The 26,671-nt window shown below is 35.2% G+C and carries 32 protein-coding genes; 11 read left to right on the top strand and 21 right to left on the bottom strand.

Annotated elements, in window-relative coordinates; genetic code table 11:
- The coding region (locus tag H6W52_RS21280) for a hypothetical protein (protein WP_228457604.1) at positions 1 to 196 on the top strand (196 nt) is incomplete at its 5' end.
- Positions 197 to 438: 242 nt separating this feature from the next.
- On the opposite strand, the gene H6W52_RS18965 is transcribed toward H6W52_RS21280, so the two are convergent.
- The 13 genes from H6W52_RS18965 to H6W52_RS18905 form a co-directional block, all read right to left on the bottom strand.
- Positions 439 to 1,125: a hypothetical protein gene (locus H6W52_RS18965; protein WP_087708423.1), complete on the bottom strand. Its 687-nt coding sequence runs from the start codon at positions 1,123 to 1,125 to the stop codon at positions 439 to 441.
- A gap of 10 nt (positions 1,126 to 1,135) precedes the next feature.
- The gene (rfbD, locus tag H6W52_RS18960) at positions 1,136 to 1,996 is read right to left on the bottom strand and encodes a dTDP-4-dehydrorhamnose reductase (protein WP_116099839.1); all 861 of its coding nucleotides are present in this window, start codon (positions 1,994 to 1,996) and stop codon (positions 1,136 to 1,138) included.
- Positions 1,996 to 2,481 carry an acyl-CoA thioesterase gene (locus H6W52_RS18955; RefSeq protein ID WP_087708421.1) on the bottom strand — a complete coding sequence of 162 codons (486 nt, stop codon included), beginning with the start codon at positions 2,479 to 2,481 and terminating at the stop codon, positions 1,996 to 1,998. Before H6W52_RS18955 ends, rfbD begins: the two co-directional genes overlap by 1 nt.
- Before the next feature lie 72 nt (positions 2,482 to 2,553).
- Positions 2,554 to 3,057: an OmpH family outer membrane protein gene (locus tag H6W52_RS18950; protein ID WP_076396645.1), complete on the bottom strand. Its 504-nt coding sequence runs from the start codon at positions 3,055 to 3,057 to the stop codon at positions 2,554 to 2,556.
- Between the two features lie 62 nt (positions 3,058 to 3,119).
- The gene (locus tag H6W52_RS18945) at positions 3,120 to 3,665 is read right to left on the bottom strand and encodes an OmpH family outer membrane protein (protein WP_087708479.1); all 546 of its coding nucleotides are present in this window, start codon (positions 3,663 to 3,665) and stop codon (positions 3,120 to 3,122) included.
- 8 nt (positions 3,666 to 3,673) lie between these two features.
- Positions 3,674 to 6,211 (bottom strand): outer membrane protein assembly factor BamA, encoded by a 2,538-nt coding sequence (bamA, locus tag H6W52_RS18940; RefSeq protein WP_116099824.1) that lies wholly within the window; start codon positions 6,209 to 6,211, stop codon positions 3,674 to 3,676.
- A gap of 28 nt (positions 6,212 to 6,239) precedes the next feature.
- Positions 6,240 to 6,989: an isoprenyl transferase gene (locus H6W52_RS18935; RefSeq protein ID WP_087708416.1), complete on the bottom strand. Its 750-nt coding sequence runs from the start codon at positions 6,987 to 6,989 to the stop codon at positions 6,240 to 6,242.
- A 1-nt stretch (position 6,990) separates the two neighbouring features.
- The gene (locus tag H6W52_RS18930) at positions 6,991 to 7,884 is read right to left on the bottom strand and encodes a DUF6089 family protein (RefSeq protein WP_087708414.1); all 894 of its coding nucleotides are present in this window, start codon (positions 7,882 to 7,884) and stop codon (positions 6,991 to 6,993) included.
- Positions 7,885 to 8,097: 213 nt separating this feature from the next.
- Complete coding sequence (locus tag H6W52_RS18925; protein WP_116099825.1) at positions 8,098 to 10,587, bottom strand: exopolysaccharide transport family protein; 2,490 nt, start codon at positions 10,585 to 10,587, stop codon at positions 8,098 to 8,100.
- 4 nt (positions 10,588 to 10,591) lie between these two features.
- On the bottom strand, positions 10,592 to 11,461 hold the full coding sequence (locus H6W52_RS18920; RefSeq protein ID WP_087708477.1) for a polysaccharide biosynthesis/export family protein: 870 nt from the start codon (positions 11,459 to 11,461) through the stop codon (positions 10,592 to 10,594).
- A gap of 33 nt (positions 11,462 to 11,494) precedes the next feature.
- Positions 11,495 to 12,622 (bottom strand): glycosyltransferase family 4 protein, encoded by a 1,128-nt coding sequence (locus H6W52_RS18915; protein ID WP_116099840.1) that lies wholly within the window; start codon positions 12,620 to 12,622, stop codon positions 11,495 to 11,497.
- Positions 12,623 to 12,712: 90 nt separating this feature from the next.
- Entirely contained in the window at positions 12,713 to 13,714 is a 1,002-nt protein-coding gene (locus H6W52_RS18910; protein WP_116099826.1) for a glycosyltransferase family 2 protein, read from the bottom strand.
- A 3-nt stretch (positions 13,715 to 13,717) separates the two neighbouring features.
- On the bottom strand, positions 13,718 to 14,788 hold the full coding sequence (locus tag H6W52_RS18905; protein ID WP_116099827.1) for a formimidoylglutamase: 1,071 nt from the start codon (positions 14,786 to 14,788) through the stop codon (positions 13,718 to 13,720).
- 167 nt (positions 14,789 to 14,955) lie between these two features.
- Between H6W52_RS18905 and H6W52_RS18900 the strand changes: the two genes are divergently transcribed.
- Genes H6W52_RS18900 through H6W52_RS18885 form a run of 4 tightly spaced genes read left to right on the top strand, consistent with a single transcriptional unit; the run spans position 14,956 to position 17,086 of the window.
- Entirely contained in the window at positions 14,956 to 15,339 is a 384-nt protein-coding gene (locus tag H6W52_RS18900) for a hypothetical protein (protein ID WP_087708406.1), read from the top strand.
- A 23-nt stretch (positions 15,340 to 15,362) separates the two neighbouring features.
- Entirely contained in the window at positions 15,363 to 16,094 is a 732-nt protein-coding gene (locus tag H6W52_RS18895) for a hypothetical protein (protein WP_116099828.1), read from the top strand.
- A 27-nt stretch (positions 16,095 to 16,121) separates the two neighbouring features.
- Positions 16,122 to 16,574 carry a hypothetical protein gene (locus H6W52_RS18890; protein WP_116099829.1) on the top strand — a complete coding sequence of 151 codons (453 nt, stop codon included), beginning with the start codon at positions 16,122 to 16,124 and terminating at the stop codon, positions 16,572 to 16,574.
- 29 nt (positions 16,575 to 16,603) lie between these two features.
- On the top strand, positions 16,604 to 17,086 hold the full coding sequence (locus tag H6W52_RS18885) for a hypothetical protein (protein WP_087708400.1): 483 nt from the start codon (positions 16,604 to 16,606) through the stop codon (positions 17,084 to 17,086).
- 77 nt (positions 17,087 to 17,163) lie between these two features.
- Here H6W52_RS18885 and H6W52_RS18880 read toward each other — a convergent pair whose 3' ends face one another.
- The 8 genes from H6W52_RS18880 to H6W52_RS18845 form a co-directional block, all read right to left on the bottom strand.
- Positions 17,164 to 18,264 (bottom strand): alpha/beta hydrolase, encoded by a 1,101-nt coding sequence (locus tag H6W52_RS18880; RefSeq protein WP_116099830.1) that lies wholly within the window; start codon positions 18,262 to 18,264, stop codon positions 17,164 to 17,166.
- On the bottom strand, positions 18,254 to 18,631 hold the full coding sequence (locus tag H6W52_RS18875; RefSeq protein ID WP_116099831.1) for a cyclophilin-like fold protein: 378 nt from the start codon (positions 18,629 to 18,631) through the stop codon (positions 18,254 to 18,256). Before H6W52_RS18875 ends, H6W52_RS18880 begins: the two co-directional genes overlap by 11 nt.
- A 140-nt stretch (positions 18,632 to 18,771) precedes the next feature.
- Positions 18,772 to 19,035 carry a muconolactone Delta-isomerase family protein gene (locus H6W52_RS18870; RefSeq protein WP_076396619.1) on the bottom strand — a complete coding sequence of 88 codons (264 nt, stop codon included), beginning with the start codon at positions 19,033 to 19,035 and terminating at the stop codon, positions 18,772 to 18,774.
- Between the two features lie 257 nt (positions 19,036 to 19,292).
- Positions 19,293 to 19,991 (bottom strand): type 1 glutamine amidotransferase domain-containing protein, encoded by a 699-nt coding sequence (locus H6W52_RS18865; RefSeq protein ID WP_116099833.1) that lies wholly within the window; start codon positions 19,989 to 19,991, stop codon positions 19,293 to 19,295.
- A 71-nt stretch (positions 19,992 to 20,062) separates the two neighbouring features.
- Complete coding sequence (locus H6W52_RS18860; protein WP_116099841.1) at positions 20,063 to 20,641, bottom strand: NAD(P)H-dependent oxidoreductase; 579 nt, start codon at positions 20,639 to 20,641, stop codon at positions 20,063 to 20,065.
- 66 nt (positions 20,642 to 20,707) lie between these two features.
- Positions 20,708 to 21,301: a Crp/Fnr family transcriptional regulator gene (locus H6W52_RS18855; protein WP_116099834.1), complete on the bottom strand. Its 594-nt coding sequence runs from the start codon at positions 21,299 to 21,301 to the stop codon at positions 20,708 to 20,710.
- 162 nt (positions 21,302 to 21,463) lie between these two features.
- Complete coding sequence (locus H6W52_RS18850; RefSeq protein WP_116099835.1) at positions 21,464 to 22,204, bottom strand: DUF6261 family protein; 741 nt, start codon at positions 22,202 to 22,204, stop codon at positions 21,464 to 21,466.
- 220 nt (positions 22,205 to 22,424) lie between these two features.
- On the bottom strand, positions 22,425 to 22,805 hold the full coding sequence (locus H6W52_RS18845) for a helix-turn-helix domain-containing protein (protein ID WP_116099836.1): 381 nt from the start codon (positions 22,803 to 22,805) through the stop codon (positions 22,425 to 22,427).
- A 184-nt stretch (positions 22,806 to 22,989) separates the two neighbouring features.
- Here H6W52_RS18845 and H6W52_RS18840 point away from each other — a divergent pair, with 184 nt between their 5' ends.
- From H6W52_RS18840 to H6W52_RS18815, 6 genes are all read left to right on the top strand, one after another.
- Entirely contained in the window at positions 22,990 to 23,646 is a 657-nt protein-coding gene (locus H6W52_RS18840; RefSeq protein ID WP_123892022.1) for a hypothetical protein, read from the top strand.
- A gap of 348 nt (positions 23,647 to 23,994) precedes the next feature.
- Positions 23,995 to 24,510, top strand: a complete 516-nt coding sequence (locus H6W52_RS18835; RefSeq protein WP_116099838.1) for a hypothetical protein — start codon at positions 23,995 to 23,997, stop codon at positions 24,508 to 24,510.
- Positions 24,511 to 24,531: 21 nt separating this feature from the next.
- Positions 24,532 to 25,095, top strand: coding sequence for a DUF6705 family protein (locus H6W52_RS18830; RefSeq protein WP_185216898.1), 564 nt, complete (start codon positions 24,532 to 24,534; stop codon positions 25,093 to 25,095).
- A gap of 37 nt (positions 25,096 to 25,132) precedes the next feature.
- Positions 25,133 to 25,690, top strand: a complete 558-nt coding sequence (locus H6W52_RS18825) for a DUF6705 family protein (RefSeq protein WP_116099664.1) — start codon at positions 25,133 to 25,135, stop codon at positions 25,688 to 25,690.
- Complete coding sequence (locus H6W52_RS18820; protein WP_116099665.1) at positions 25,690 to 26,244, top strand: DUF6705 family protein; 555 nt, start codon at positions 25,690 to 25,692, stop codon at positions 26,242 to 26,244. The genes H6W52_RS18825 and H6W52_RS18820 overlap by 1 nt, the downstream gene beginning before the upstream one ends.
- A gap of 37 nt (positions 26,245 to 26,281) precedes the next feature.
- On the top strand, positions 26,282 to 26,623 hold the full coding sequence (locus tag H6W52_RS18815) for a DUF6705 family protein (RefSeq protein ID WP_185216896.1): 342 nt from the start codon (positions 26,282 to 26,284) through the stop codon (positions 26,621 to 26,623).
- The last annotated feature ends 48 nt before the right edge of the window (positions 26,624 to 26,671 follow it).

Raw genomic sequence — 26,671 nt, 5'->3', positions numbered from 1 at the left:
GAATCGTAAATTATATGCTTGTCTAAAAGCTCTTCTGCGCTTACTGATCCTCTCTCGTTTTCAGTGGGGCAAAGATAGAGACTTTAACCTTCCTCTTCCAAATATATTTAACATAATATTTACACTGGAATGCTTATTGTGGGTAACATTAGATTATAAAATACTGGTTTATTTGAGTTTAAATGATTATCCATAGTTTTCCACAAGAGTCGATTTGATATTTTTAGTTCTGGAAAAACCGTTGAGTGGGGAGTGAAATCATGGAAAACAGACGGAAATATTGAGTTCTGAAGAAAAATTTTGTTGGATTGAATGGGAAATGGATGGTTTGAGGGTGGAAGTGTTGGAGAGAAAGGAGTTTGTGGGCTGAGAAAAAAGATGAAGAAGAAAAGTTTTTTGAGGAAGCAAGGAAATTATTTACAAATGAAAAAGCAGAGTTTAATTACTCTGCTTTTCTTTATTATATATAGTACTTAAAAATTCACCGTAGGATTTTTCGAGACCTATAATATCGCCGCTTTTTAGATTAAGTCCGCCTACTCCACTTTCGTCTGATTTTATTTTTGTAGCCGAAATCTGGAAATACTGATTAGAACTATTGTCTTTAGGCTGGATTTTGATGGTTGAGCCTAATAGCTTCTTTGTGGAAATTGTATATACTTCACCCGGAATCGTTTTCAGTTTTAAGTATGATCTTGGTGAAAGCATATAATCGGTTTTATTGATCGCAATTTTCTGATCTTTTTCTGAAGAAGCGAAAATATACATATACCCTGTCTGATCTTTGAATTGATCTTTTGGAAGAAAATAAAGATTTAATCTGTAATTGGAAGGATTGAAATTCTGGGGAGTTCCATCGATGTTTTCAAAAGGTTTCCATGAAAATGCATTGGCTCCGATTTCTTTTGCCTTCTTATACACTAATGAAAAAACTTCATCGTCGTATTTCCAGAATCCCTGAACTTCGACTTCGCCCAAATATTCGGCATCTTTTATTTCTTCATTAATTTTGTACAGGAATTTATCGGTATTCTCTTTCGTTTTTTGAACTTTCGTAAGATACACATTTTGTGCGCTGCAAAGCTGGGTAAGAAAAGCGAAAGCAACAATGATGAGATTTTTCATTCTATATATATTATTGTGTAAGAATGGTAACGCATTCTTCAAGACTGTTTTCCCAATATTTGGGTTCTATTTTATACGTTTCTTCAATTTTATCCAGACACATTGTACTTCTTTTCGGTCTTTTTGCCGGTGTAGGATATTGCTCGGTAGTTAAAGGATTTAATTTAACTGAGGATTTAGAAAATTCAGCTATTTTTTTTGCAAATTCAAACCAGGTTGTTTCGGGATAGTTTGAGAAGTGGAAAACGCCGTATTTTTTTTCTTTTGCTTCAATGATGTCCATGATGGCTTCAGCCAGATCGTTCGCATTGGTAGGCTGCCCGAACTGATCTGCCACAATTCCCAACTCGTCTTTCTGAGAAAAAAGATTGAGCATTGTTTTCACAAAATTTTTATTGAACTCGGAATACAGCCATGAAGTTCTTAAAATAATGGTTTTAGGATTAATTTCCAGTGCAAGCTCTTCTCCTTTTAATTTAGATTCTCCGTATACTCCGATCGGACTTGTGAAATCGTCTTCGGAATAACTTAAATTGGTTTCTCCATCAAAGACATAATCTGTGGAAACGTGGATAAACGTTGTTTTAGCATCTTTACACGCCTGTGCAAGGGAAGCCACTCCTTCTGCATTTACCGCAAAAGCCTTTTCTTTTTCAGTTTCGGCAAGATCTACCGCTGTATAAGCTGAAGCGTTGATGCAGTAATCCGGTTTATTTTCCGTAAAAAAAGTATTGATCTGATCTTCGTTGGTGATGTCTAAAGTCTGTGAATCTGTAAAAATGAATTCATAATCCAGCTCAAAATCCGGAGCAATTTTTCTGATGCAGTTTCCTAACTGCCCGTTTCCTCCTACTACTAAAATTTTTTTCATCATGAGTTTCTCGCGTTTTGTGATCTTAAATATTTAACTCTCGACTGGAAATCTTTCTGTTCCAAATCTACATAAAACTTATTGAATGTTTCTTTAATTTCTTCGGGGTGTACTTCCGATTTTCTGGTTTTAACATTGAAGTAGATTACCGTAACCCATAATACTGCATGAATTGTTTTTTCGTCTAAACTTTTCATCAGGATTTCTACTTTTGCCGTTCTGTCTGCCACTTCAATGGTCTTGCTGCTGATAACAACCGAGGTATTATACCGTACTTCCTTTAAATAGGCTATTTCATTCTGAATTGCAATCCACGTGCATCCCGTCATTTTGGTGTATTCTTCATACGTGAAACCATAAAATGTTTCTACGTGATCTTCTCTGGCATTGAACATATAGTCCAGATATTTCACGTTGTTTAAATGACCAATGGGATCGCAGTCGCTGAATCTGACCTTTACCGTGGTTGATACTTCTTTTTCCATTCCGCAAAAATAAAAAAACCACCTCGAAGTGAGATGGTTCATGTTTATAAATATTTATTAATTTCTAAAAAATTACTGAATATTCAATTCTTTTTTCACTGCAGCTGTTGCATCTGGTCCTCCTTTGAATACGAATGCAGAAGAATTTGCATCCATTATATAGTCATAACCGTTAGCTTTTGCTACTTTAGAAACCGCCTCGTTCAGTTTTTTCTCGATTGGTTCGTAAGCAACATCCTGCTTAGCCACGAAATCTTTCTGAGCTTTATCGTTCATCTGCTGGATTTCTTCCTGCATTTTTGCCAATTCTGCTTCTCTTGCTTTGTTTTCTTCAGCTGTTTTCTTTGGAGCTTCTTCAGAATACTGCTTTAATTTAGCCTGTCCTGCGTCTGCTTTTTTCTTGATTTCTGCCTGTTTAGTATCTAAGAAAGTTTTAAGATCCGCATCTGCTTTTTTCTTTTCAGGCATTGCGTTAAGAATTCCTATAACATCTAAAGTTGCAATTTTTTGAGCTTTTGCCATACCTACCGATACAACCATCATTACCGCTGCAAATAATACACTTAATTTTTTCATAACTGGTAAATAAATAATTTAATTTTGTTTTTAGATTTGTAAATGTAATAAAAGTTAAACTTTTATTTTTTTGTTTTGCCTTTTTCTTTGGGTTCAGCATCTTTTAATAAGATTGCCAAAACTTTATCCGAATAGTCGGATCTTTTCTGAAGAAAAATAACATTATTGCTTGTTTTATCTAAAACTATCGCCAAACCATTCTTTTCAGACATTGTTTTGATAGCTTCCCAGATCTGATCCTGAAAAGGCTGAACCAGATTTGTTCTCAGTTTCTTAATTTCTCCGGTGGCACCAAAACGTAAACTGGTTGTTGTTTTGATATTTTTTTCCAGATCCATTACTTCTTTTTCTCTCAATTTAAGCTGATCTCCGATTAAAAGGACTTTTTCACTTTCAAAAGCAGATCTTTTTCTTTCGTATTCAGACTGAAGGTTCTGAAGTTCGGACTGCCATGTATCAATCTGTGCATTCAGTCTTGCTTCGGCTTCTTTATATTGAGGCATTTTATTCAGGATGTATTCGGTATCTACAACGCCTACTTTCTGTGCATTGCTTAAACCGAAAAGCAGGAATAAAACAAATGATAAAACAATTCTAAAATTTTTCATAGGGTGGATTATAATGATTGGTTCATCAAGAAGTGTGTCTTCCATCCAGAAGGCTCAGTTCCTGAAACTGTTTTGTCGAATCCGTAAGCGAAATCAAATCCAATTAAACCAAATGCTCCCATATATACTCTTACACCGATACCTACTGATCTTTTCAACTGGAATGGATTATAATTTCCCCAAGAATTCCAAACGTTACCTCCTTCCGCGAACGTTAATGCATAAATTTTTGCAGTCTGGTTCAATGAAATCGGGTATCTTAATTCTAACGTAAATCTGTTATAAATAGTACCTCCTCCTGTTGGAGTAATATCTTCAGAAGTTCCTCCGTAGGTAGAAGCATTTTCATAACCTCTTAACGGAATTAATTCTCTACCATCATATCTACCTCCGAATAACCCAGTACCTCCTACATAGAATCTTTCAAACGGCGGTGCTCCCAATTTAGAGTTATATCCGTCCATGAAGCCCATTTCCGCAGAAGATCTCAATACCAATTTACCAATAATCTCGTTATAAACATCTGCTTTGAACTTCACTTTATAGAATTCCATCCACTTGTATTTCTCTGTAGGACTTAAAGTAGAGTAATCTTTATTGTTGAATGCAGAATATGGCAATGTAAATTTCACCGATAAGTCTATATTAGAACCAACTGTCGGGAAAATTGGGTCGATACCTGCAGAGTTTCTGCTTAATCCTAAGTTGATACTTAAGTTGTTGGCAGAACCATAATATTCTGTAGCATCTCCAAACTGGAACGGATAGTTCTTAAAGTCATACTTCTGGTACTGAAGACCTGTATACAATGAGAAATAATCATCCGGCCATCTCAAATATCTGTTCAATCCTACTGAAGCTGAGAAAATATTCAGTTTCTGTGCATTTCCGTAAACATCAGAATATTTTACTCTTGAGTTATTTAAACTTACAGAAAGTGCAGTTGGTCTTGTTCCGAACAACCAAGGTTCTGTAAATGAAATTCCGTAATTCTGAAAGTATTGTCCAGCCTGTGCCTGAAGTGATAACGTTTGTCCGTCACCTTGAGGAACCGGCTTAAAGTCTTTGAATTTAAGGAAATTCTTTAAGGAGAAGTTATTGAATGTTAATCCTAAAGTTCCAATGAAGCTGTTACCTCCGTAACCAGCCTGTAACTGAACCTGAGATGAACCTTTCTCCACTAATTTCCAGTTGATGTCTACCGTATTATCCTGCTGATTCGGCTGAATATCCTGCCCAACCTGTTGAGGATCAAAAAACTGCATTCCGGCTAAATCGAAATATGTTCTCTTGATATCACTTTTAGCGAATAAATTTCCCGGCTTTGTTCTTAAAGCTCTAAGAATAACGTGGTCATGGGTAGTTGTATTACCTTCCCAAGTTACTTTATTCCAAGTTGCTTTTTCACCTTCGTTAATACGGATTTCAAGATTGATTTTATCTCCGTCTACAGATTTTTCAACCGGTGTAACGTTTGAGAAAAGGTAACCGTTGTTCATGTAGCTGGATTTGATATCCGAATCGTCTTCTTTACCTCCGTCTTCTCCTACTTTTTTATTGAAGCCTACCGCATCGTAGATATCTCCTTTTTTATATCCTAAAAGTCTTTGTAAATAGTCTGTAGAATACACCGTATTTCCGGTAAATGTAATATCTCCGATGTAATACTGTTTTCCTTCCTTAAGTTTTACGTTGATCTCGTAATTGTTTCTTTTGTTTCTCCAAACAGAATCCGAAACAATAGCAGCATCTCTGTATCCTAAAGAGTTATAATAGCTGATTAGGTTTTGCTTGTCTTCCTGATATTTGTCTTCAATGAATTTTGAAGATTTCAGGATTCCGCCAATACCGAATCTTTTTTGTTTTGTTTCTTTAAAGGCTTTTTTTCTAAGTTTTCTGTCGGATACATACTGATTTCCTTCGAATTCAATATGATCGATCTTGATTCTTTTGCCTTTATCTACATTGATCGTCCAGTCTACTAAATTAGGATCTCCTGCATTTACTTTTTCCTGAATGGAAATTTTAGCATCTGCATATCCTTTTTTAATGAAATCTTTAGGAACGTTTGTTTTAAGACTTGAAACTAAGTTCTGTGTAATTTTTGTTCCCGGCTTCAGATTATTGTCTTTAGCCATTTTTTCATTTTTGGACTTTCCGATTCCTTTACCCGTAAATTTAACCTCTCCAAGATCCTTCAGATCCTGCAGATAAAATTTCAGAATAACAGTTTCGCCTTCAATACTTTGCACATACACTTCTACTTCAGAAAAAGATTGAGTGTCCCAAAGTTTTTTTACCGCATTGCTGATTTTCTGCCCCGGAATATCTACTGATTCTCCTTTTACCAGACCTGTAAATCTCAGGATCTGAGCCGGCGTATATTTTTTAACCCCATCTACAACGATGTCTTTTAAGGTGTACGTCCCTGCTTGGTTTTCTGCTTGTACAGATTTGCTCACCTGTGTGCTGTCCTGTGGAGTTACCTGTCCATAAAAATGTGCAGAAGCAACAAACATAATGATGGGTAATAGTCTAAACTTCATTTTATCGTAGTCTTTCTTTTCTTAAATTTTACTGAATTTTTATCTGTTCTCCGGTTTTACCGAATCTTCTTTCTTTGTTTTGATAATCTACAATACACTGAAAGAAAATATCTTTTGAAAAATCCGGCCACAGAACGTTTAAAAACTGCAGTTCTGCATAGGCGATCTGCCAAAGGAGAAAATTACTGATTCTGATCTCACCGCTGGTTCTTATTAAAAGATCTACGGGTGGAAAATCTTTTGTGTAGAGGTGACTTTCGAATAATTTTTCATCGATGTCTTCAATGTCTACCTTTCCTTTCTTTACATCTTCGCTGATGCTTTTAACGGCATTTAGTATTTCATGCTGCGAACCATAGCTGATTGCCAGTACCAAATTGCCTTTTGTGTTTTCTTTTGTAAGTTCCACCACGCGTAAAAGCTGATCTTTTACAAGTGAGGGAAGTTTTTCGAGATTTCCAATAACGTGCATTCTTAACCCTTTGCTGAAAATTTCTTCCGCTTCAAGCAATAAGGTTTCTACAAGTAAATTCATTAAAGTATTTACTTCCTCTGCCGGACGGTTCCAGTTTTCCGAAGAAAAGGTATAAAGAGTTAAATACGGAATATGTATCTCATTACACGCATTTATGGCATTTCTTACCGCATCAATGGCATTCTTGTGACCAAAGGTTCTTTCTTCGCCACGAGATTTTGCCCATCTTCCGTTACCATCCATGATGATAGCCACATGCTGTGGTAAATTCTCAGGATCTATTTTATCTTTTATCAACGACATATTAATCACAATAACATGGAGGTCTTCCAAACGAATAAGTAAGCCCAAGACTCACGGTATTTATCCAGTCTTTAGACTTAAAGTCTCCAACGTTCCTTTCTCCTATAATTGCAGCTTCTCTTTCTTTAGACACTACATAATAAGCATCTGTCTGCAAAAGAGATCCGCCTGTAACGGGGCTCAGAATATCTCCGTTATATGTAGCCACTACATCCTTGCTTTGAATTTTGCTGTAATCCAACTGATCCGTAAGCGTATATCTGAATGTAGCTTCTGCAAAAATTGCCCAGTTATAATTAAATTTATATTTTAAACCTACTCCAAAAGGAATATGCATTGTGGTTTTGGTTCCTGTAGAATACACCGGAGTTGTTGTAAAATCCAGCTCATTAATTGGAGCCTGCGCCACACCATCTGCATCTCTTCTGAAATCATTAACTAACGTAGCTTTGGGCGCATCGAACATTAAAGCTCCTACCCCACCGAAAATATATGGGCTTACCATACTTTTCTGCTCGTTGTTTACCGGGAAGAAATTATATTCAAAGACTAAGCTTGCTTCGTAAACATTATTTTTCCCGAATGAGTTTCTGTTTTTTCTATATTCTTCTTTCGCCACCTTATCGTTAAATTGGATCTGATTATATCCAAGATCCAATCTTACAGTCTGGTGAGGATTAAAATTAAATCTGTATAAAATTCCACCATAAAAAGGAACACCCCAATCTGACGCTTTACTTAAATCCAATGGCTTTTGTAAAATATAATTCGTTCTCCCTATATCCCCAACTAGGTTACTCATACCTAGACGAACTCCAAGTTCGTTTCTTTGTGCTTTAACACTTACCACAGTTCCTAGAGCGGCAAGGAAGCTAAACAATAATTTTCTATTCATAAAAGAATATGGATTTATGGTTATTTTAAAATTTAATTTTTGCAAATATAAAACTTTTTTATATTAATGATAATCTTAATGTTTAGTTAAAAATAAACAAAAAAACATAATTTGTTATAAAGTAAACGACAAACTAGCAAATTTATTCTTTTTTTAATAGAATGAAAATTATCATGATATAATAAACCCCCATTAAATGAGGGCTTAAATGTATTATTTTTTATTGAATAATGACTGTACTTTATTTCTAATTCTTATCAGCATTGGTTCTTTGTAATTTTTGTCTTCATCAAAATATCCATAACCATAACCGTATCCGTAACCATATCCGTAACCATATCCCTGCTTCGTATTATAGTCGTTATACACAAGACCTAAGTGCCCAATTTCTCCGCCATGATATTTTTCTGTAATCATTTTCAGCATATATTTCTCTGTATACTCGTGTCGAACTACATAAATATTGGCATCTGAGTGTTTCATCAGCTCGTAAGAATCTGCAACAAGACCTACCGGAGGAGAATCGATGATGATAAAATCATATATCTTTTTAAGGTCTTCAATGAACTTGATATTTTTATCACTCATTAATAACTCGGACGGATTCGGAGGAATAGGTCCCGAAGTCGCCACATCAAGGTTCGGAATTCTTGTTTTGTTGATAATCTGGCTCATTTCTACTTCTCCTGTAAGATAGTTTGAAATTCCGAATTTATTATCAATCTTAAAGTCTCCGAAAATCTTAGGCTTTCTTAAATCCATTCCCAAAAGGATGGTTTTCTTATCACTTAATCCCAGAACAGAAGCTAAATTAATAGATACATAGGTTTTCCCTTCGCCTCCAACTGAGGACGTTACCAAAATAACCTTACTTCCTCCATTTTCTCCGGATAAGAATCTTACATTGGCTCTAACCCCTCTGAATGCTTCCGAAACGGAAGATTTTGGCTGATCCAGAACGGTAAGCATATTTTCATGATTATTGTTTCCGATAACCCCAAGAAGCGGAATTTTAGTTGCATTAAGCAATTCTTTAATATTTCTGATTTTGCTGTCCAGTATCTCTCCCAGCAGAATAAACAGTAACGGCAAAGCAAGAAGTCCTCCGATAATTGCCGCTTTTGTTGCCTTTATATTAGGACCTATCGGCGGCTGTCCTACATTTTTTGCAGGGTCGATTACGCTGATATCCGATTGATTTGCTGCCATTCTTAGCTGAGTATCATTCTGTCTCGTCAGTAAACTGTTATAAGTAGCTTCAATCATGTTATATCCTCTCTCTGCATCCAAATATTTTCTCTGCTTTTCAGGATATGTTGCCAATTCGGAGTTTGCATCTCCTACTTTCTGGTTAATTTTATTAATTTCTGTGTAATAAGCTGTATAATAATTTCTTAAAGCACCATTTGAACTGACTTTTGCTTCATTGATCAACCTGTTGATTTCTCTCATGGGTTCAGAATTAGGCTTATAGATTAAAGCCATCTCTCTTCTTTTAAGATATAAGGCTTTAAGCTCTGCAACAGAAGCACTGAAAAGTCCGTCCTGAAAACCAGCCGCATTGGTACTGATCATTTTTTCGAAATTCTGGCTTTCCAAGCTGTTTTTAATCTGATTCAGAGAGCTTATTTTACTTTCAATATCTGCCTTCTTTGCTTCAAGATCTTTTATTTCTGTTAAAGACTTTTCATCCCTGTCTTTAATATCGTACAGTTTTTCTGTTGTTTTCATGTAATTCAGAACATTAGCACTCGAATCTAATTTTTTTCTGATATTATCCAGATTTTCCTTTAAATAAACATTGGTATTCTGATCTACCAAAACTTTATCTGCCTGTCTTTTTTTCTGAAGCTGTTTTACAGACATATTAAGGAAGTTCACTGTACTGTTAAGATTATAACCGGTCTTGCTGATAATCATAATCGTATTAATCTCCTTATCAAATTCCACACTAATAGTAGAAACAATATCATTAACGGTCTGGTTAACAGTATTTAAGCTGACAATAATATTGGTTAATTTAATTTTCGGTTTTACAGGATTTTTTAACAGCCTGAATCTCAGATTAGGTGAGGTATACCAATCTCCTACACGAATAATTTTATTGGCAGGTCTTTCAAACGGATTAATGGTTGTATAACTTTCAGATTCAAAACTATACAGGTTAGGCGATTGCCCTTCTTCAGGCAATACCACTTCATAAGAATCTCCGCCTTTTGGAACCAGAGTGATTGGATAATTTACCTGTTGACCGTGCTTTCTGTCGATCTGTAAAAAAACAGGAGAGTCGTCTTTATCCAGATAGGTTGATTTAATGACTCCTTTTGTAGAATAATTTACAAAAAGATCAAGCTCTTTAATCAGAAATTCATTGTGGGTTCTGGATAGAAGCATTTTTTTAAGGTAAACTCCGTCCTGATTTCCTCCCTGTCCCCAGATGAAGTTAATAGACTGGCTTGGTGTAAAGTAGCTTGAAGTATTATTGGAAATACTTAAAGATAAGTTGGAGGCATAAATATTCTGGGCATAATATTTACTGTACATCCATGAAATTCCGTAGCCAATAAAAAACATTAATACAAACCAGTACCAGTTTCTCAGCACTCTGCGTAAAAAGTGTTCAATATCAAATAAAGCGAAACTTCCGTGCTTATCTTTCTGCGAATCTGCTTTTTCTACCTTTGTTTCTTTTCCTGGAATCATAATATTAAAGGTTTTTTAGAAGTAGATAGATCGACAATGCAGTGGTAATCACTGAAACTCCTGTTGTTAAGGTCTGGATAGGATCTTTGCCCAATCCGTTCAGACTTTTCGCTCTTGTATTCAGATAGATTTCATCTCCGTTTTGTACGTAATAGTAAGGAGAATTCATAACATCTTCACGAGTAAGATCGATGATCGCTTTTTTAATTCCTTCCGGTAATTTTCTGTGAATTACGATATTTTTACGATCAACCGTTCTGTTTAATCCACCACTGATTGCTAAAGCTTCCGTAATGGTAAGTGTATTTTTATGAACTACTTTTTCGCCGGTAACTCCCGTTGTTTCTACATCTCCTAAAACATAGAATGTAATTCCGTTGGTATTTAAACGTACTTCAGATTTACCTTCCTGAAAGTTTTCATTAACCTTATCCTGAATTTCACTGCTGATTTCCGCAATGGTTCTTCCTTCTGCTTTTATAAATCCTATACCGAAAACATTAATATCTCCGTTGGCATCTACTTTAAGACCATTAAAATAGAAAACCACATTTCCTCCGGTATTTCCTCCACCGGAAGACATCATTCCTCCTCCCGTAGCAATCGTATTTGTAGAAGGCGCTGTGGCAGATCCGGAAGTATTCATGGAAGAATAAAACTGTGCAGCATCTCCTTTAGGAGTTGTCACAATATTAAGGTTCAAAATATCGTTCTTCGTAATTCTGTAAACCGGAATGTTATAAGGGATCAAACCTTCTTCGTTAATAACAAGGCTTTCACTGGGCTGCATATATCGTACATCTTTTGTAGTGATACAAGAGGTGGTGATTAAAAGCGGCAGGGCTAAAAGTAATAAATGCTTACAATTCTTCATCATATTTTTCAAGTTGTTTGCAAAAGTAAAGATTTAATTGATAGTCTTTTTATTATTCTTCAAAAGATAAATAAAATCTGGAATATAAGCTCCTAAAAAACCCAGGAAAAGTATAATCAGTAATAGAAGATTTACATTTATATGTCTGAAATAATAAGCTACTGTTACAATAAAAAGGTAATACACAACGATATAAAAACTTGATCTTCTGTGTGTAAGATTAAGCTTCAGCAATTTATGATGGATATGGTTTTTATCTGCATCAAATGGCGATTTTTTATTAATTAATCTTACAATGATAACATTCAGGGTGTCCACAATGGGCAGAATTAATATCGCTACCGCTACTACCGGAGCAGACTGAAGATGATATCTCGGAACTCCGGGAAGTTTTTTGTCGATGAAAATATCAATAAAACAAATAGAAGTAAAGGCTAAAAGAAATCCTAAAAGCATGGAACCTGTATCGCCCATAAATATTTTATTGGTTCGGTAATTTGATAAGTTATAATATAAAAATGCCAGAACTGCACCGATGATTATGGCAGATAAAACAACCAGAGGATAATTATATTCTCCCAATCTGTAATAACTGATTCCGAAAAGGGCACTGCATATTACAGAATATCCTCCAGCAAGACCATCTATTCCGTCGATGAGATTAAATGCGTTGATGAGGATGATGAAAGTAACAATACTAAACATAACGCTTATAAAATAGCTCATCTCGTAGATCCCAAAAATCCCGAAAAGACTTCTGATCCTTATGTCTGAACCAATAACTATAAATGCCGAAACCACAATCTGTGCGACCAGCTTTTTATAGGCTCTCATTACCACAATATCATCCATCACTCCGATGTACAGGAGAATAACGAGAGAAGCAAATAAAAATTTATAGAGATCGAAAAGTTCGTAAGCGAAAATAGAAGCACAGATTCCAATGGAATAAAAAATGGCAATCCCTCCAAGATTAGGAATTTTCCGGAGATGGGAACTTCTTATTCCGGGTTCGTCCATTAAATTTTTCCTTCGGGAAATCTTGATAATCGTAGGAACGGAGAAATAGGTAATTAAAAAAGAGAACAAAAAACCAAAGCCTACTTTTACATAAAAAATAGGAATCCCCGACTGGTTTAAGAACAATTCAAAATTCTTCATTTTTCTTCTATTCAAGTACTTAGAAGGTTCAGCGACTTAAAAACCTTCTGTCGGCTCATGAGCAACGCAACACAGTACTTACATTTGTGTTTACACTAATTTTCTTATCAGCTTTTTCTGTCCTGCAAAAAACAGCAGATAAAATATCTTTTTTTTCAGTGGCAAAGATAGCAGATAATTCTTATCAAAACGATTATAATTCAATATATCTTTCAATTTCAGCCTTCTATCTTTTATAAATATCTCTAATTTTTCCGACATGTTATAAAAAACCTTCTCATCTTTTACAAAAGCAAGATAAGCCAGAAAAGAATAGACTCCTTCAAAAATCTGAAAATTTTTAAGTTCTTCCTTTCTGTCCGCATATTTGGATTCCCCAAACACCTTTTCCACATCCATTACGGCTTTCAGAATATCAAGCCCTTTTTCTGTGTGCGTTTTGGTAATAGAATCGGTACGTTCCAGATACTGATAATGGAAATTCTGGGTCTGTGAAATCGTGTCACACTCCAGCAAAAGCTGCGGAATAAGCTGAATATCTTCGAAATGAACTCCTTTTTTAAATCTCTTTTCCCGAAAAAGTTCTTTTTTAAACAATTTATTGCACGCAAAATAGCTGAGATCGGAAAAAACAGAAAGGTTTTTCTCGAGATCAATTTTTTCGGGCATATTGGGAATCTGGGTGAGCTTTTGCGTAATATTTCCGTTTTGATCAACCTTTTGAATATTGCAGATCACCATTTTCGACTGGTGTTTTTCCGCAAGATAAGCCATTTCTTCAAACATGGAAGGCGCAACATAATCGTCACTGTCTACAAACCCAAGGTAATCTCCCGTTGCACGGTCGATCCCAAAATTCCGGGCATCACTCAGCCCACCGTTTTCTTTGGTAAATGGTTTTATTTTTTCGGGATATTTCTGAGCATATTCCTGAATAATCTTTTCTGAATTATCTTTGCTGCCGTCGTTGATGACCAGAATTTCGATATTCTGATGGGTTTGATTAACTAAAGAATCCAGACATTTTGCCAGATAATTTTCAACGTTGTAGACGGGAACAATAACAGAAATTTTTGAGGGAACAATTTTCATACATTATATTTTCGTCAGTCGTGCATTCAGCCAGCCTTTTTTGGCATCATCAAAATCTTTTCGGGAGCAGGGAACGCAGTTTTCTATATTTTCATCCTCCCCGAAATACCAAAGATTGCTGAAGGTATCGCGTTTGAAGGCATATTGTCTGTCGTCTACCAAAACATAAAACATTTCATAATATCTTTCTTTCGGGTGTGACCGCTGAATATTGATTCCTTCGATGAGATACCAGATCATTTGTGCTAAAAGCTGATGATTAAGCTGGTTTTCGGAATAAATATTATAATTAAAAATTCCGACCGATTTTAAATTTTCACTTAGGCCGATTTCCTTCATATATGCGCAGACTTCTCTCCGGTTCAGTCCGTTTACCTGCGGATTCATGGAGAATGGTTCGCTGAAACTTTCGATGGCATCACAATTTACAGTCACCAGATCCGCTTTCCTGAAGAACGGCTCTGTTTTTTCTGTGGAATTCATCATTTCGGCAAGACGGATAATATCAAACTCAACTTCTTTGATTAATCTTACCGAATCTGCTTCATTCAGATGTTTTTGGTAGCCTAAATGATGGTAATTTTTAATGGAAAAAGTTTTCGCTCCGAAAATCTTACTTAAAAAGGTATGTTCGTTAATCATTTCGCCCTGTTTGAGCGAAATAATATTGCTGATCTGGGTATAATTGATGCTTTTGGTATGGAAGTTAAGCGCCGAAAAAAGCGAAAACGCAAAATCATTGGAACCGCCCACAATTACCGGAATGGCTCTTTTGTAATGACAAGCCGACAATACTTCCTGCAGAATATAGTGAGAATCCTGAACAGATTTTCCTGAAACAAGGTCTCCAAGATCCACAATAGGAATTTCAAAATCCAGTTGCGACAGTTTGTAAAACTCGTTCCTGATTCCTGAAAAATCCTGAACTTCCGCATCACCGTTCGCGCCTCTGTAATCCGAAACGAAAAGAAGCACAATACTGTCTTCCTTTATTTCCTTCGTAATTCCCGCCCCGATCTGCCAGTTTTCTGTCCTGAAATTTCTTGGGGATATGATAAAATCTTCAAAATTCATTTGTAGTCTGCATTGTTTTCACAAACTTACAAAAATATTAGAACTCTTATTTATCTCATTTTAAATGCTAAACCACATAAAAAAAACAAAATGGTCTATTCTTTCAAACTGATAAAAATTTTAATCTTAAATTTCAGATTCTAAATTAACCGTTAAAACCAAAATACATGAGCAGTACGAAAAGGGACGAATTGAAAAAACTTTTAGCACCCATCAATAAAGAATTAAGAACACACGGCGGAAATGAGAATAAAATTAAACTCACCGGATTAAAAGAAAAGCACATTGATTTTCTGTTAGAATTAATTAATGTTCATTTAGAAAAATACAAGGATTTTGCAAGAGCTGACCTTGAAGATTTTCACGCAGAGGATATCAAAGGTCTGGTAAATTATAAAATGCCTGTAAACATTCATGAAATTGATCTTCCGGAGAGTTTCAGTGATCCTGTATCCTGGAAAATAGCGATTGGAAGGCTTAGATTTGGTTCTACGCAAGTGATCTTAGAGATAAACAACTGGGAAATTACCGACAGTACACTGGTTGGCTGATTGATCCTAAAAATTTGTTCCGCATGAGTGAAATGTATAAAGATAAGCTTGAAATATTACAGCAACGCATCCCTATCGGAGACAGACAGGGTTTAGCTTTGTTAGAAAAAGCCGAAGGAAATACAGATAAAGCTGAAAAGTATTTTACAGAAGAACGCGTTTCGATCATTGTGAATAAGACCGAAGTACAAGCTGAAATTGCTCTTCATCATCTTCAGGAAAATAATTTTGATATTAAGCAGACCATCAAAATAATTGAAACTAAATATTTTACCGCAACGGAGCTTATTCTAAAAAAAGATCATGATAAAGAGGAAGTTTTGGATAAAGTCTTTTCAGCAATTGTAAAAAAATATAATTGGAAAAGCAGTTTTCTTAATGATCCCAACGAAATAAAAGATTTCCCAAACGATTTATACAGCTTTATGACTGTAATGGAATGGCTCTATTTTGAAAACTGGGAAGATTTTGAGAGTGCTTTATTTCATCATCTCGACATGGTAACGGAACAAATGAGGATAAAGCTGAATCTAACTAAACTTGCAGATTATCTTGAAAAAGCCAGATCCATTGCCCATTATTTTTACGAGAAATATGAAACTTCAAAAAACCATAATAATTACGTAAAAGCCACCAACGAGCTGCGCAACAATAAAGAATTTATTGCAGCAGAAGAGAAATTTAACCTCCTGAAACCGCTCCTTGAAGAACGTCTTTATGAGCTTGTAAAAAATAATATAGAGAAGTTTCCTTAGAGGATTCTAACAACAAACAGCATTAAAATGACAGAACTAATTTCGGCAATTGATGAAATTATCAAATACGGAATGGAATCCAATGTTAAAAATGAAGATAAAGAAAAATCGTTGGAACGCAATCTGGTAAAGATATATCTTCATTATTTTGAAATTACAGATCCGTTTGACAGTAATGATTATCCAAAATTTGACAAATCCAAACTTCCGGATATAAGAAAAAATATAATAAGCAATTTTAGCAACTTTGGTTTTTACAAGACAGTGTATAATATCACAGCTATTAATGACAGAGAAGATCTTGCTATTGATGATGCTGTTGATGATTTAAACGATATTATTCTTGATCTTACTGAAACTAAATGGAGAATTGAAAACAACAGTCTTTCGGATGGTCTTTGGTTTTTCAAATTCATTTTTGAAAGCCACACACAGCAACACATTCTCAATCTGCTAAATTACATGAAGCAGAATTCGTAACATAAAAAATTAAACTAAAAATTTAAAGCATGGGATTTCAGTCGATAGTTCATGGCAGGATTGTCATTGAAAATAAGCATGAAGAAGCACGAGAAATTATAATAAACTTAGGAAACGAAGACTGGATGTTCAGGACTGAAATGTTTGGTTTGGGAATTTCCGAGCATTCATATTATGAAGATCCTGTTATAACATTTGGAGCGACTTATAAACAAATTGAGTATCATTGGAAAGAATTTATAATAACCTTTGAAAGCATCTTAAAACAACTGCATTTTGATACTGCAAAAATTCAGTTGGAAACGGAGATTCTTGGCACTTATAACTTCTTTTGGAAATCAAAAAGAAACAGTACGATTAAAGAAAATTTTGATGAAAAAGATAAAATAATTGAGACTGAATTATGGTTTTTCGGATTCGGGAACCGGGATCGATGGGGACTTCTGGAAAGTGAACTTTTGCCCTCCGAAATCTTTAAAATAGATCATTTTAAATATCCGGTAGAAGACTAAAAGTAATTTTTAATTTTGAAAAAAGCACAGACCCAAATCTGTGCTTCTTATTATTTTTCGGTAGACTTTCTTTAGTTCTATTTTAAATTCATCTTGAAAAAAGACTCAATTTTATCAAATGGAATTTTGTCCATCTTATCATACAAATCAACATGATTAGCATTGGGAACAATATACAATTCCTTTGGTTCGGAAGCTGATTTGTAGACATCTTCAGAATAGTAACGGGAATGTGCTTTTTCTCCTGCAATCAACAAAATCGGACGCGGTGAAATCATTTTTATATTGGCTGCCATAGGAAAATTGAAGAAGGCAACTGGTGTTGTAGCCGTCCATGCTGTTGTAGAATTAATGGATCTCGGATGAAATCCTCTTGGCGTTTTATAATAATCGTAAAATGCCGCTAAAACAGGATTGGAATCGGGAGGAAGCTGATCCGGCAATCCGCTTTTTATAATGATTAAGTTTCCTTTATCATCAAACGGAATTTCATGCAAAGCCACATCATATTTACCGTTTTTCGCGTCTGTCCAGCGTTGCTCACTCAGATAATCGATAATTTTGTGACGCTGTTCATCAGTATAAGAATCGGCATATCCCTTTGAAATGCTTCGGGACATATCGTACATGGAAGCCGTGGCTACAGCTTTTATCCGGCTGTCGCTTGTCGCGGCAGTTAACGCCATTCCGCTTAATCCGCATATTGCCATAACCCCAATTTTTTCACGGTCTACATTCGGCAATAATCCTAAATAATCTACTCCCGCCGAAAAATCTTCCGTAAAAATATCGGGGGAAGCTACGTTACGGACTTCACCACCGCTTTCTCCTGTGAAAGAATTATCAAAAGCTAAGGTGATAAAACCCCGGGAAGCCAGCTCGTTCGCATATAATCCTGATGACTGTTCTTTCACGGCTCCGAAAGGTCCGCTTACCACCAATGCAGGAAGCGCTTTGCTGTATGTATTTTTTGGAGTATACAGATCTCCAACAAGGGTAATTCCGTAACGGTTTTTGAAGCTTACTTTTTTGCGTAATACATTTTCGTGCAACCGGAAAGTATATTGGTCTGCCTGTTCCATTGTGTTTAATTTTTTAGTTTTTGACTGCTGAGCCTGGCTGAAGGAAATTCCTAAAGCGAATAAGGTCATGATAAATATTTTGACTCTATTTTTCATTATAAACGGTTTCATATGGTGAGTCTGATTCAAATTTTACGAGTACATGGTCTGAGCCTAAAGCATCTGCCAAATCATCTGCATGATCTACATTTCCAATTTTGGTATAGGCGTAAGAAGTGGAGAACGTTTTATAAAACAATACTACAACATTGCTTCCATAAAGCATGAGATCTCCATTCTGAATCTTCCCGGGAATTGACGCGTTAACAGGCAAGGATTCAGATAATTCCGCATACTTTTCATTGCTGTTAAGCTCTTTCATATCAAGCGTAAGAGGCAATAATTCCTTAAAGGCTTTAGCAGTGGCGTTATCCTGTAGATTAACCTTAAATACTTTGCTGTTTATTGTGATCTTAAGATTCATTTTTTCTGTATTTGATTTTTGATCTTTGTGCTTATCCTATTTTAAATGAATGGTTTGCCTGCAGAAATGTTCAGAACAAAAACCTCGTTTTAGTAAAAATAGAAAGTCAGCAATACTACTGGCTTTCTATTGCGTAAGGCTTAAAAAGATTGTTCTGTTTCGGTATAGATAATTTCCTGAAAATGAGGAAACATCGGGAAAGACTCCATTACTTTTTTGGCTTCTTCTGCATTTACATTTGCTAAAACCAATACGGCTCCCATATGATCATCCTTTATAAACAGATGTTTTAATGTTCCCTGTTCTACCAGTTCTGTTGCTCTTGCCATTTCTTTAGGCATTAATTCGTCCAGATTTGGAATTTTAGCTAAATCGTTAATTACGTTGGCGATTACTGTTTTCATTTTTATCATTTTAAATTGTTATCAACTGTTTTAATACTGCAAATTTAGGCTGCGTATCGGCTTCTTACCCTTAATCTATCTTAAGAAATACGTTTATATTTTACAGGGTAAGCAAAAAAACTACACCATAGATTCTTCTCAGGAACTTTTGGTATCTATGTCTGCATTTCGGAAAAGGGATTCAATGGTATCCATTTCATCCTGAGACAAGACCATATTCCTAATACTATTCCTTGTAAATTTTTCATTGTTGAATTTTATTTGTTGCTATTCGTAAGCTGTTTTGCCAGCTCTTCTCCTACCCCTCCCGCGGAAGCCGGATTTTGTCCTGTAATAAGACGTCCGTCCGCGATTACATTTTTTGCCCAGTTGGATGCTGCATGATGCAATGCTCCATGATCTGTCAAAGCGGTTTCCAGAAGAAAAGGAACAATATCCGTAGCCTGAACTTCCGCTTCTTCGTCATTGGTAAAAGCAGCTAATTTTTTACCGTCTACCAGATAAGTGTCGTCGCTTAATGTAACATTCACTAATGCTGCAGGACCGTGGCAAACCGCAGAAACAAAGCCTCCGTTTTCATAAATTTCTTTCGTAACTCTCTGTATGCCTTCGCTGTCTGCAAAATCCCACATGGTACCATGACCGCCTGCAAAAAATATTGTGGAATATCTGGAAGCATCTGCATCATCGATCTTAATGGTATTCTTTAATTTCTGCTGAAATTTTTCATCGTTAAAATAATGCTCATTTACAGAATCAGACATATCCAGGCTGTCTTTATCAATGGGAGGATCTCCGCCTTTTACAGAAGCCAGCTCATACTGTAAGCCCATTTTTTCAAGCTGGTCTAAAACGTGCGTTAATTCGCTTAACCAAAATCCTGTCGGAATACCTGTAGATCCTTTTACATCGTTGCTTGTAACAACGCAAAGAACAGGTTTTAATACTATATTCATCTCTTTGTTTTGTTTGGATTTATTTTTCAGTTTGTTATATCAATGTAATTTCTATGAATGAAATCTGTTTTTTAGTCTTTCTTAATCATTAACCCCTCACTCACTACGGTAGCTAATCTGTTGGCATGGTCTTTTGCTTTCGCTTTTACCATTTCTAAAGTTTCGATCGGGTAAACACCCGGGATATATTGCATTCCCATGGAATAAACAGCCTCCTGAATTTCCATCCGGCAAAGTTTTGCAGTCTGGATAAGCGGAGGCAGAAAATCATCAACCGGATAATTCATTGCTTTTCCATAATCATACAGATCTTCTGAAGCGCCTGTAGTGAATGACAGAATCAGCTTTTTACCTTTCAGCTTATCTCCGCCTGCGCCGTGCGCAAAACCGAAAGCATACACATCATCAATATACTTTTTCATCAAAGCCGGAAAAGAATACCAGTGCAGGGGAAACTGCCAGATAATGACATCCGCATTTACAAGTTTTTCCTGTTCAGATTTTACATCAATCTGAAAATCGGGGTAAAGCTGGTCTAAACGGCTTATATCGGCATCGGGAAACAGTTTTAAAATATTTTCTAAAACGGCTTTATTCGCATGAGATATTTCTAAGTTGGGGTGTCCTGAGACAATCAGTACATTTTGCATTTTCATTTATTTTAATTTGATAATGCAAATGTAGAACGGCACAGTGCCTCTTACCCTTAATGTATCTTAAGAAATAAAATGTCTGAGTTTGGTAATGTCTTTGCGTATTTTACTTAAATGTTCGGGAGTGATGCCCAAATAAGCAGCAATCTGGGTTTGAGGAAGTCTGTTGGCAAACTGCGCATAAGTTTTCTGGAAAGCCAGATATCTTTCCTCGCCCGTAGAACTCATGTATTGCAGAAGTCTTCTTTGGATAGCTGTTAAATGTTTCTCCAGCAGCTCACGAATAATATAATTGAATATCGGAGCTTTTTCATATAACAGCTTTAAGTTTTCCGGAGTAATGTACAGAATTTCGGAAGCTTCCAGTGTATCAATGCTGAGGTTTGAAGCAGTGCGCTCTCTAAAGCTCAGTGCATCAACAATAATCCAGTTCTCGGCAGCGAACTGAAGAATATGAGTGGTTCCTTTTTCATCCACCATATACATCCGCATACAACCTTTCAAAATAAAACAGAACTTGCTGCATATTTCTCCTTCATGTAGCAGCAGTTCTTTTCTTTTGTAGCTTTTATGGACAAACAGCTCTTTAAGAAGATCTTTTTCGGTTTCATTTAAAGCGGCAACGCGTTCAAAATAATTTATAATCTGCTGATACATACTTTGTGTTTTTTATGTACTTGTTTTATCAAATTTATGAAATCATTTGATAAATAAACCTGTATCCGATTAAAAGAGAAAAAACTATTGTTTTAATTTGAAAATGAATTCATAGAAAAACAAAAAGCACAGACCAAATCTGTGCTTTTCTATTTTAAATATTTATTTTTCAGGGGATGGAGACGGCTTTCCTTTTCTTTTGGCAACTACATCGGAGAAATATTTTCTCGGATTATTAACAACCGCCAGAACATCCTTATAAAAAGGGTCTGCTTTTAAGTTTGCCATTACAGAGATATAGTCTGTCATCTGTCTGTAATCATCTGTTAAGGTTTTTCGCAGTGCTTTTACATCATACACCTGCTTTTGTGATGTCTGATAAGAGCGGTGAGAAAACAGATCATTAAAAGCGGTGTTGGAATCTGCGAGATGATTTACAAATTTTACAATCCCCAATGTGGCTACATGGGAGCTATACTCGGGAGACTGAAGTTTTGCAACCAGCAGATTCAGCTTATTGGTTTCTTCTTCATAAGCGGCATCTTCTACTCCTTTGTACTGATCCAGTAAAAGCTTCAGGGAAGTATAAGCATCTTTTTCGGCATCTGTTTTTGCATTCCTGTAAGGCTTTAAAGAATCTTTAAGAGCCTGTACATCTTTGTCTCTTACTTTATCTGCACCGGCAATTTTCTCGGTTTCTTCACTGGCGCGTATCTGGTCCAGTGCGCTGTTGTAGGCAGGGAGCTGATTCTGTATTTTATCAAACAGAGTTTTAAAGTCTCCGTCTGTACTGGCGTCTAAAGACGTCTGGGCAAAATCTTCAAAGAAACGAACCATGAACTGCCCAAATTCTGCATGGTGTAACGACGGGATGTGTACCGAAGTAAGTTTTAATTTTTCCATTGTGTATTTTTTTTTGAATTAATTTTTCTTTATCTGCTGTATAATTTGTGTCTTTATTTTTGGGTTTATACTTTCTCTGCCCGAGACGAAGCCAAACCGTTTGGGTTTACACTTTCTCGGAGCGAGACGGAGTGCCTCTCTTTTCAGGCTGAATTTTCTCATCCCGAGAAACTAAGAACCTGTTTGGGTTTTAGTATTCTCTGCCCGAGAATACTTCTCCCTATTTTTCTTTTAACAGTTTTTCTATCAATTTATTTTGCGAATCGATAAGTTTGGCTATCTGCTCCTGATTTTTCAGGATTGCTTCCAGCATTTCAGGAGACTGAATATTAAACACAGGATTGTATTGATTAAGGGCAGCAACAGCATTATCACTAAACTCGCTATTAGTCATTATATTATTTGTGGAATCATTAAGGAGATCATTAATATTAACTTCCAGTTCCTGAGCAATTTTATTCAGCAGTAAAGAGTTGGGAATATTTTTGTCAGACTCAATATTCGAGATCGTGGTCTGCGTGGTATCAAGACGCATGGCAAGATCTTCCTGCGACCAGTTTTTCGCTTCCCTGTACTGTCTTACTTTGGTTCCTATACTCATATCTAAAAGAATTTTTATCAAAAATATAAAAATTCTTATGATGTCCGCTCAAAATAAATAATAGTTTTGTCTCTGTTCATATATAGATCGAATTTTTTTTAATACATCTGGTGCAAGCAAAACAAAAAAATGCATCTATATAGAAAAAGAATTATATTTAACCCACTAAAAAAACAAAATGACTATGAAGAGAAAAATGATTTCGTGGCTGTCTCTTGTGGCAGTGTTTCTCGTCTCTTACTCCTGCAGGAATGATATGCTTCCTGAAAAAGAAATTTTTGAGAACAGCAGCCAGTTTCAGCTAACCTCCAGAAGAATGTCTCTGGCTGAAAGTAAACACAGGCTAAAGCTTATGCCAGAAATCTCAGAAGCTCAGACTTTGCTGAGATCTTCACAATACAATGTATCGGGAAAAACCGTAAACGGCGTTACCATTAATACTAATGATGTAATCTATATAGAAAACGGACCGAATTACCATACCTACACTTTTAATATTGTAAGGGAGAATGCTTCCATAGACGCACCTGTTGAAAATCTGGTATTAACGCCACTTCCCGATGGAACTTACAAAGGATTATTATTCCGTTATAATTTTACCCAACAGGAAAAACAGAATATTATGGAGGGGATACCGGTGGATACTAAAGGAAAAACAACGATTACAGAAGCAGGTACCAATATTACCTTATCTAAAGTACAGGAATGTTCTTACGTCCAAGAAACCATCTGGCAAGATTGCAGCCAGCATATCCATAACCAAAGCAATATAAGCGACTGGGTAAACTGCACAGCAGAGATTAAGCCACAGGTATATACTATAGGCTACTGGTCTTGTTAATCTGGTGGTGGCGGAGGAAATGAAGGAGGTTCCGGAAATACAGGATCTGATGATGGAACCGGAGGAGGCAATGCAGGAAATGACAATTGTATCACCGAAGTATTTCAAAATCCCCTTGATCCTGTTGCAGTATATAATCCTTGCCCAATAGGAGTTCCTACTTCTCCGAATATCCCGAATTTAAGTAATCCCTGCGAAAAAACAAAAAATTCACTGAATAATCCTGAGGTTCAGACTAAATTAGACAGTCTTAAAAAGAAATCATTAACAAAAGGAGAAATAGGCTTTAAAGTAAAAAAAGATGGTACCGTTACAGGCATTATAAATGGAGGAAAACACGAGGTAGATTTGGGGGTTAAAGCAGGATATCAGGGAGGGTATCACAATCATACCCCTGCAGGTATACCTATGCATTCACCTCCGGATATCGATAATAATTTGTTGGCATTTGCAAGAGCGCAGCCTGCCGGAGAACATAAAAATGCTTATTTTGGTATGATCGTGAAAAAAACTTGTTCAGGCTGTCCTTCGGGGTTTAAAACGTACCATTATATTATAAGATTCGATGGTACCTACGATGATGCTTTGACAAGTTTTTCACAATTAGATTTAGATAATTTTAATATTGATTATCAGAATAGAGAATTTGATCTTACAAATCCAACAGGTGTATATGGTACAACTTATATTGATAGTATGGGAAAAATAACAAATGAAGGTTTAGAAAAATTATTTTTTGATACACTTAAGGCAATGAACTTAACTAATAAAATAATTTTACAAAGAATAGAAGACAATGGTATTATTAACAATATTACTCTAAATCCTGATGGGCTACATACAACAGCTATTCCATGTCCATAAAAAATAATTTAAAATTACATTATGAAGAAATTGATTTATAAAAGCATAATATTTATAGGATTAATTACAATAATAAACTCCTGTAAAGCACAAACATTGCCAATGAATACAGCATTAGATAATATTCCCAATAATGCACAGGTAAAAGATTTAAATAACGAATTAAATCCCTATATAGGAACCTATAAAGCGAACTTCGAGGGTAATGAAATTACATTATTTATAACAAAGGAAGAAAATAAATTGGAGAAACGAGTTAGTAAACAATTTTATCGTGATGCTTTAGTTGTAAAATATATTGTAAAAAATGTCAGTGGGTTAATTTTACAGAGTAATCAAAATAGCTCTTCCAATCAACTATATAGTATTGGTACAAGACCTACTGAAAATTCTGTCGTATTATATTATTACGGAACTAATTGCGGAGTTGGTTGGGGTAAAGTGACTATAAAAAAGCTTAGCACGACTCAAATATCCTGGGATTACAGTCCTAACAGTACCTCTTTGAGAGATGATTGTCCTTCTACTGCTGATAAAACAGTTTATTTGCCTGAAACGGATAATCTAATTTTCACAAAACAGTAATAAAAGCCTCTTCGGAGGCTTTTTAACCAAACATATTATGAAAAAACTATTATCAATCCTACTTATGTCATTTGTAATTGTTTCTTCTAGAGGACAAACTTTGCCACTAAATACAATTCTTAGAAACATTCCTCAAGGTTCCTATGTAAAAGATTTAAATCATGAATTAGATCCATATATAGGAATTTATAAATCTAATTTTGAAGGAAATGAGATAATACTATATATTACAAAACAAGAAAATAAATTAGAGAAAAGTACTGGAAAAACATATTATTTAGATGCCTTAGTAATAAAGTATATAGTGAGAAATAATTCAGGTGTAATCTTGCAGGATACTCAAAATTCTAATGTGCCAAATATTGAATTATATAGTATTGCAACACGACCATATGAAAATAAAATTATTTTCTACTACAGTGGAACTAATTGTGGTATAGGTTGGGGAGATGTTTTCTTAAAGAAAATAAGTGCAACCCAAATATCTTGGGAATATAGACCTGATAGTACTTCGATAAGTGATAATTGTCCTCTTACTGCTGATAAAACAGTTTATTTTCCAGAAACTGATAATCTAATATTCACAAAACAATAATGAAAAGTGTTTTACTTTTAATAATTTTTGCTGTGGTTTCTTGTAAATCACAACAAATATTGCCAATAAATACAGCATTAGATAATATTCCTAACAATGCACAGGTAAAAGATTTAAATAACGAATTAAATCCCTATATAGGAACCTATAAAGCGAACTTCGAGGGTAATGAAATTACATTATTTATAACAAAGGAAGAAAATAAATTGGAGAAACGCGTTAGTAAACAATTTTATCGTGATGCACTAATAATAAAATATATAATAAAAAACACCAATGGATTAATTCTACAAGACACTCAAAACAATAATGATAGTAATAATAAATTACACAGTACAAAAATAAGGGTTTCTCAAAACTCAGTTGATTTAAATTATAGTGGGACAAATTGTGGAGTTGGATGGGGAATTGTTAAACTTAAAAAACTTAACCCAACTCAAATATCCTGGGATTACAATCCTAACAGTACTTCCGTGGGAGATGATTGTTCTGCTAATGCAGACAAAACAGTTTATTTGCCCGAAACAGATAATCTAATTTTCACAAAACAGTAATAAAAGCCTCTTCGGAGGCTTTTTATCCAAACACATCATGAAAAAAATATTATCAATCCTAATCATGACATTTTTAATTGTTTCTTGTAAAGGACAGCAATATCCTTTAAATACAAATTATGAGGAGGTACCTAACAATGCATATCTAAAAGATTTAAATAATGAATTGAACCCTTATATAGGAATATATAAAGCTAATTTTGAAGGTAATGAAATAACACTATATATAACAAAGGATATATACAAATTCTTTGATTTATATTCAAAAAAATACTATCAAGATGTATTATCAATAAAATATATTGTTAAAAATTCATCAGGGACAGTATTACAGGATACAAAAAACATGAAGACACTATCCCGTAAAGTGTGTAAGTAGAAAAGTTAGGCTTGGATTTTATAATCTGAGCCTTTTTTCAAAAATAAG

It is taken from the genome of Chryseobacterium sp. C2(2020), assembly GCF_014218915.1.
Classification (GTDB): Bacteria; Bacteroidota; Bacteroidia; order Flavobacteriales; family Weeksellaceae; genus Chryseobacterium; species Chryseobacterium mucoviscidosis.
This window is presented reverse-complemented; position numbering and strand designations above follow the sequence as displayed.